Origin of the sequence: Salinivibrio sp. MA427 (assembly GCF_001996115.1) — a bacterium.
GTDB lineage: Bacteria > Pseudomonadota > Gammaproteobacteria > Enterobacterales > Vibrionaceae > Salinivibrio > Salinivibrio costicola.
Genome location: NZ_MUFH01000240.1, coordinates 1 through 5,897, shown reverse-complemented (window position 1 = coordinate 5,897; position 5,897 = coordinate 1). Strand labels below are relative to the sequence as shown.

Annotated in this window: 8 protein-coding genes and 3 pseudogenes; 5 read left to right on the top strand and 6 right to left on the bottom strand. The window is 44.8% G+C overall.

All coding sequences use genetic code 11. The features are described from left to right. A partial coding sequence (locus tag BZG79_RS12570; RefSeq protein WP_199877813.1) for a hypothetical protein occupies positions 1-473 on the top strand: 473 nt, incomplete at its 5' end. Between the two features lie 104 nt (positions 474-577). Then, entirely contained in the window at positions 578-934 is a 357-nt protein-coding gene (locus BZG79_RS12565) for a hypothetical protein (protein ID WP_077577412.1), read from the top strand. 32 nt (positions 935-966) lie between these two features. Here the strand turns inward: BZG79_RS12565 and BZG79_RS16435 are convergent, their stop codons facing one another. From BZG79_RS16435 to BZG79_RS16165, 6 genes and pseudogenes are all read right to left on the bottom strand, one after another. After that, a complete protein-coding gene (locus tag BZG79_RS16435) occupies positions 967-1,923 on the bottom strand; it encodes an IS110 family transposase (RefSeq protein ID WP_199877811.1) in 957 nt (318 codons plus the stop codon). Between the two features lie 519 nt (positions 1,924-2,442). After that, positions 2,443-2,844 carry a PIN domain nuclease gene (locus BZG79_RS12545; RefSeq protein WP_077774545.1) on the bottom strand — a complete coding sequence of 134 codons (402 nt, stop codon included), beginning with the start codon at positions 2,842-2,844 and terminating at the stop codon, positions 2,443-2,445. Beyond that, on the bottom strand, positions 2,841-3,035 hold the full coding sequence (locus BZG79_RS12540; RefSeq protein ID WP_077460653.1) for a type II toxin-antitoxin system VapB family antitoxin: 195 nt from the start codon (positions 3,033-3,035) through the stop codon (positions 2,841-2,843). Before BZG79_RS12540 ends, BZG79_RS12545 begins: the two co-directional genes overlap by 4 nt. 143 nt (positions 3,036-3,178) lie before the next feature. Then, positions 3,179-3,466: pseudogene (locus tag BZG79_RS12535) on the bottom strand (type II toxin-antitoxin system RelE/ParE family toxin); the annotation flags it as partial. Next, positions 3,456-3,704, bottom strand: coding sequence for a type II toxin-antitoxin system Phd/YefM family antitoxin (locus BZG79_RS12530; protein WP_077460652.1), 249 nt, complete (start codon positions 3,702-3,704; stop codon positions 3,456-3,458). The pseudogene BZG79_RS12535 and the gene BZG79_RS12530, both read right to left, overlap by 11 nt. A gap of 311 nt (positions 3,705-4,015) precedes the next feature. Continuing rightward, positions 4,016-4,167, bottom strand: a pseudogene (locus BZG79_RS16165) (transposase); the annotation flags it as partial. 48 nt (positions 4,168-4,215) lie between these two features. Between BZG79_RS16165 and BZG79_RS12520 the strand changes: the two are divergent. The 3 genes and pseudogenes from BZG79_RS12520 to BZG79_RS16745 all read left to right on the top strand — a co-directional run. Next, positions 4,216-4,644, top strand: coding sequence for an N-acetyltransferase (locus tag BZG79_RS12520; protein ID WP_077676955.1), 429 nt, complete (start codon positions 4,216-4,218; stop codon positions 4,642-4,644). 21 nt (positions 4,645-4,665) lie between these two features. Further along, the gene (locus BZG79_RS12515; protein ID WP_242414181.1) at positions 4,666-5,202 is read left to right on the top strand and encodes a GNAT family N-acetyltransferase; all 537 of its coding nucleotides are present in this window, start codon (positions 4,666-4,668) and stop codon (positions 5,200-5,202) included. Then, a pseudogene (locus BZG79_RS16745) lies at positions 5,196-5,720 on the top strand (ISAs1 family transposase); the annotation flags it as partial. The gene BZG79_RS12515 and the pseudogene BZG79_RS16745, both read left to right, overlap by 7 nt. Between the last annotated feature and the right edge of the window lie 177 nt (positions 5,721-5,897).

Below are 5,897 nucleotides of genomic sequence, written 5' to 3'. Positions count from 1 at the left end.
ACACTAATGTGCTTGCGAAAATAAAGATATTTGACGCATATGCAAGGTGGGTTGGTCACCTTTATGAGTCAATGCTAGCTCTGGTTAAAATTGAAGATCAGAATTCTGTTTCTGAAAATTCAAAATCAGATGTAACAGATCCAGAAATTCAGTGTGAAGCACAGAAATCGTTGAATCGTTTCAATGCTCTAGTTAAGTCGGGAGAAATCAATCCTGATGGCCACGTATCACTAACCCTAGATGGTGAGTTTGCATCAGACCTGAGGAAAGCAAGAAATAAGTGCTCGTTTCACTGTACCAATAACCGGGTTCAGAGTGAAATTCTACAAGAATTTATGAGTAAACATCATCACATGGCCTATTGGCTGTATTCAGAAATGCTCAATCTTCATGGGAATATAGATTCTGAGTGTGACAAAGATCTCGGCGCAATAAATCAGTTCTTCTCAGTTAGCCGTAGAGCACTGTCATGAAAAAAGCACTAACAAACGCATGTTGTCGGACTGGTTTTCCGCTGCGCTCAAAACCAGCCGCAAATGCGGGCGTTATGTGCTAATCAGTATTTAAAGGGATTATCATGAGAAAAGTAATGTTTCTAGCCGCTATAGCATCCTTCTCGGTGAATGCTGAATTTATTCATCCTTTACAGTTTGATGGCTCGAAAGCGCAACAAAACGAAGTAATTAGTTATATCCAAAACCGCGTCAAAAAAGATTACTGCGACACTGTCGATATGTGCCAGGAAACTATGTTGCGAATGATGGAGAAGGAAAATTTGGATGCATTTAAGCGGCTAACTAATGCGAAAAATCCAGATATTCTAGACCGTACTATACAGGATTATTGTGGAACGATTGATATGTGTACTTATCAAATGATTGAAATGATGTATAACGAAAACTTAAATGCATCTAAGCAAGAGTTGTCATGGTAGTACACACATAACAAACGAGTATGTCGTCAATCCTAAATTTTAGCGAGATTTTTATCCCACATCACGCCGTCTCTAAGCATCGAATTTAAGATCACTACCATCTTGCGCACACAGGCAATAATGGCGACTTTTTTCGGCTTTCCAGCGGCGACTAATCGGGTATACGTCGCCTTAAAAACAGGATTACATTGCATCGCAGACATCATCGCCATATACAACACGGTACGAACTTGAGTACGTCCACCTTGGATCACCCGTTTGCCTTTATATCGCCCACTTTCTTTTGTCACGGGTGCAACACCAATGAGAGATGCCGCTTGTTTGTTAGTTATATAGCCCAGCTCAGGGACGTTACTGATGATAGATGCTGCCGCAATGCTGCCAATGCCAGGCACGCTTTGTAAGAGCGTATTTCTAGTCTGATATTCAGGGCATGCTTCAATCAACTTCACGAGTTTTTGYTCGATGTTGGTGATTTGATTTTTCATCGCAGTGAGCATGGGTTTGATGGTTGAATGCAAGGTTTTGGGCAGTATCTGCAAGCGGTTCTTTTCCATCGTTTGCATAGATAGGAGCTGGTTTCTCCTGATGACTAAGTCACTCATTAGACGTATATTTTCCGCCTTGATAATGATGATTTCAGGCTTAATGGCGTCGCCATAATGTGCRATTAACTCAGCATCTAAGCGGTCATTTTTCGCTCTGCGGCCAATGGCGCCGGCGAAGCGTTTAATGTGCACAGGGTTGGCGCGTACGATGGGTAAATTGGCTTCAATACACGCGAGCACAAAGGGCATTTCTAATCGGCCAGTGGCTTCAATGATGATGCGCTCAGGCTGATATGGCTTGATGATTTTCAATGCATCTTTAATGCCTTTATCCGTGTTTGGCACAGAGAAGAAGTGCGCAGTTGGTCTGACGTAGATGTCGAGTTGCGCTTTGCCGGTATCGACGCCGATGTNAATTGGCTTCAATACACGCGAGCACAAAGGGCATTTCTAATCGGCCAGTGGCTTCAATGATGATGCGCTCAGGCTGATATGGCTTGATGATTTTCAATGCATCTTTAATGCCTTTATCCGTGTTTGGCACAGAGAAGAAGTGCGCAGTTGGTCTGACGTAGATGTCGAGTTGCGCTTTGCCGGTATCGACGCCGATGTTGATGCTTTGCTTGGGTGCAGTATTCATAATAAGCTAACTCTTGTTTGCGTAATACGGGTTCGAGACCCAGTCGAGTATTCGAGTTTGGTGCTTGGAGTTCTAAGGTGCGTTCATGTTTGTTATCGGTCTCTCGACAGAGGAGCCAGCGTTCAATCGAACTGCACATTAGAAAGCTTTAGTTGCAGCTAAAGCCTGGGTCTCACTTTACCCAAATACGGGTGAGATTATCCATACAAGCGCTTTAAGACGGATTCGCAACGCGTGGCATTTTTACTATGCGTTGCTTTTTGTGGTTACGGTGTTATGCGGAAAGTTGGTAGTAGCGTTGGTTGCCCCTTAACCGGGCGTTATGTTTCTCTGAGGGCAGGCTCAAGCCCAAGATGCTCAACAAAGGGGATAAAGTCGCGATCCAAAAACAGCAAAGGTAGCTTTTTCTCTATGCAGAAAGTCGCGATGATCACGTCGGCAGTTTTTCGGATTGTGATGCCCTTTTTGCGAAGTGCCCTATAATTGTCAGCGCAAACAAGTGCCATGTCTTTGCCAAACATTTCATACTGCTCCAGCGAGAGCAGGCTCTGTTTGGTCTGACGATAGTGTTTGTCGTTGCGGATGCCTTGAAGGATTTCCAGAAATATGAGGTCGCCGATAGCGACGGATCCGTGGACTATTGAGGCATCCAGCAGGTCAGTGTGCGGGTTTTTGACTCCGTTGAAATAGTCGATCCACACACTGGTATCCACCAATATCATCCGGCGCCCCGCATTTCATCCAGGTCGCCTTCCCACTTGATTTTGCCTCGCAGTTTTCGAATTTCCTGCTGCTTGCTAAGCTGAACTAGAAGTTTCAGACCTTGCTCAACAGCCTCTTTTTTGGTTTCGTAGCCGGAGGCTTTGAGAGCTTCTGCCATCAACTGGTCGTCTATGACGATGTTCGTTCTCATGTCGCACCTATGTGTATCGATTTCGGTTTCCATACACAATCTAGCACGTCAGGAAGAACATAACAATCGGCTGCACAGCGACCGATTTTCCGCCGCTTCGCGGCTCCAAACCGGCGCGTGAGCCGGGCGTTATACCGCAATCWATCATCTAACCTTTTCATAGCTTTACGGTAAACGTCGCTATGTTCGCGTTTTCCGACTGCTAAGACGGTTACAATGATGACATCGTCTTCAACTTTGTAGACAAGACGGTAGCCCGATTGACGCAGCTTAATTTTATACATAGTGTCAGTTCCAGAGAGCTTTGAAGCCGGAACATGCGGGTTATCTAAGCGCTCGATTAGCTATTTCTTAAATTGTTGTTGCAGCGTTGAGCCAAGCTTTTTCCACTCTTTGAGTGCGCTCTTTTTAAAGTTGAGTTTATAGGTCATCAATGTTTACCGAAATGGTATCTTCAGATTCACGTTCTTTTGCAATAGCGAGTAGTTCAAGATCTTCGAGTCTGTCCATCATCATTTCGTACGCTTCGGCAGGTACGCAATAAAATGCTGGCTCATTTCGGTTCAATACAGCAACAGGTTCACCGTTAGCACTAGTTGCAACTTTCATAGGATTAGCCTTCAACTCAGTAATGCTTGCAGCAACATCGGCTAAAATTCTAGTGGTCATATAATCGGTCTCTTAAGTGGTCTTTATGTTGGTCATTTTAGCCTCAACCAAGCGTATGACAAGGCGTGTAAGAGGGATTTGCAACGCGTGGCAGTTTCGCTTCGCTCAAGTATAGCCAAGCATCGCTCACCTTAATGCGGCGCTGGCGGATCCTCTCATAATTGACCGGGTCCCATCGTATGCGTTAGCCGTTGATATTCCCTGATGGCCCTCCGATATTGGGTCAGCTTAATCAGATATCGCCGATGGTTTCTTACCTTGCGACCAAGACGAGGTATCGAGAGAACGCGACGATGCTTGATGGTATTGGGAGGCGAGTTATAGTCGCCATATTCAAAAGCTTGCTCATACAAAGTGACGGCACGTCCATCCACGGTGATAGAAGCACGCAGTGTTATATAGCGCAGTTGATCACGCACATCCGACCAATCAACCAAGATAACGGGACAAGGATTGGCGCGCATGCCAGTGTTATGTTACCCCGATAGATTTGACAATCTAGAGTTCGAAAATGATTAGAAAGTACAATTCAAATGACTTAGATTCAGTTCTTGAAATCTGGCTTGAAGCATCTGTTAAAGCGCATGATTTCGTCTCGGCCGACTATTGGGCTTCGCAAGTTGAGAATATGCGTGAGATCTACATCCCAGCGTCAGAGGTCTACGTTTATGAAACCGAGTCAAAAGTCGTTGGCTTTTATGCACTGTATGAAAATAATTTGGCTGCCATCTTTGTGTCTCCGGCCTTTCAGGGCCAAGGTATTGGTAAGCAATTATTGAGTCATGCGAAGTCTCAAAGAGCAGTGTTAAACTTGTCGGTATACAAGGAAAATCAGGCGAGTTATCGGTTTTACTTATCTCAAGGTTTTAGCGTGATAAGTGAACAGCGAGATCAGCATACGGGGCATCCTGAGTACACAATGAGTACGGGCACAACCTAACGTATGATAACAACGAAAAGATTGATACTTCGGCAATGGGATGACGCCGATCAACAACCCTTTGCGCAGATGAGCCGCGATACCCGTGTCATGGCGCACTTCCCAAAGTGTCTGAGCCAGGAAGAAAGCGACAAGATGGCAAGAAAAATCCAGTCGTTAATCGCCGAGCGTGGTTGGGGATTCTGGGCTGTCGAGATCCCCGACCAACACGCGTTTATTGGCTTTGTCGGTTTGCACATACCGAAAGATACGATGCCGTTCTCACCTTGTGTTGAGATTGGCTGGCGACTTGCGCCACAACATTGGGGTAGGGGCTATGCCACAGAAGCGGCTAATGCGTCGCTACACTATGCGTTTATGCACTTGGGCGTAGAGGAAGTCGTCTCTTTTACTACAGTGAATAACATTGGCTCTCAGGCAGTGATGAAAAAGCTTGGCATGTCCTATGCGTATCATTTCGCGCATCCTGATCTCGACGCGTCTGATCCGCTTAGCGAACATGTTTTATACAAAATCAGCAAAGCGCAGTGGGAAGTGTTTGATTACACTGTAAGTTAGACAAAGCGTTTGATAATTATTACCGGCCTTCAATGCTTCAAAACTTTGATGGTGATAGCTACGCATCACAAGAGAAATCGTATGGACGTTTAGAAACACGATGTGCACTCATCAATACCGATTTAAGTGTATTAGGTGATTTGGCTTATGATTGGCCTGAACTAAAAACGATGGGCATCATGGTCAGTGTTCGACAAGAAGGCAAACACGCCGACGAATCAGATATTTCCGTCCTCTATTATATAAGCTAAAAAGCACTGACAGCGAAAGAGTTACATGAGGCCACTCGCTCGCACTGGCTAATTGAATCAATACATTGGCAACTCGATGTTGGATTAAAAGAAGACGCATGCCGAATTAGGGTAGATGACCGAGCKGAAGTTTTTGCACKAATAAGGCAAATGGTTTTRAATTTATTAAAGCAAGAGAAGAGTTTCAAAGCCGGYATTCAACGCAAGCGAAYGATGTGYGCGATGGACCAAKAGTACCTGGCGACCGTGCTGGGAAGCCTTTCGTGACGCGGATGTTCATGCGTTTTCCGTGGCATACCGTCATTCCAAAGCGTGAGTGAATATCCCAGATCCGACCGTAAGGTTTTTATTTAGTTCATTAGATTTATGTAACAAAGCCTATTATGAGCAAATAAATACGCATTTCCACTAGTTCATATTTAACTATTTTGATCTATACTAAAT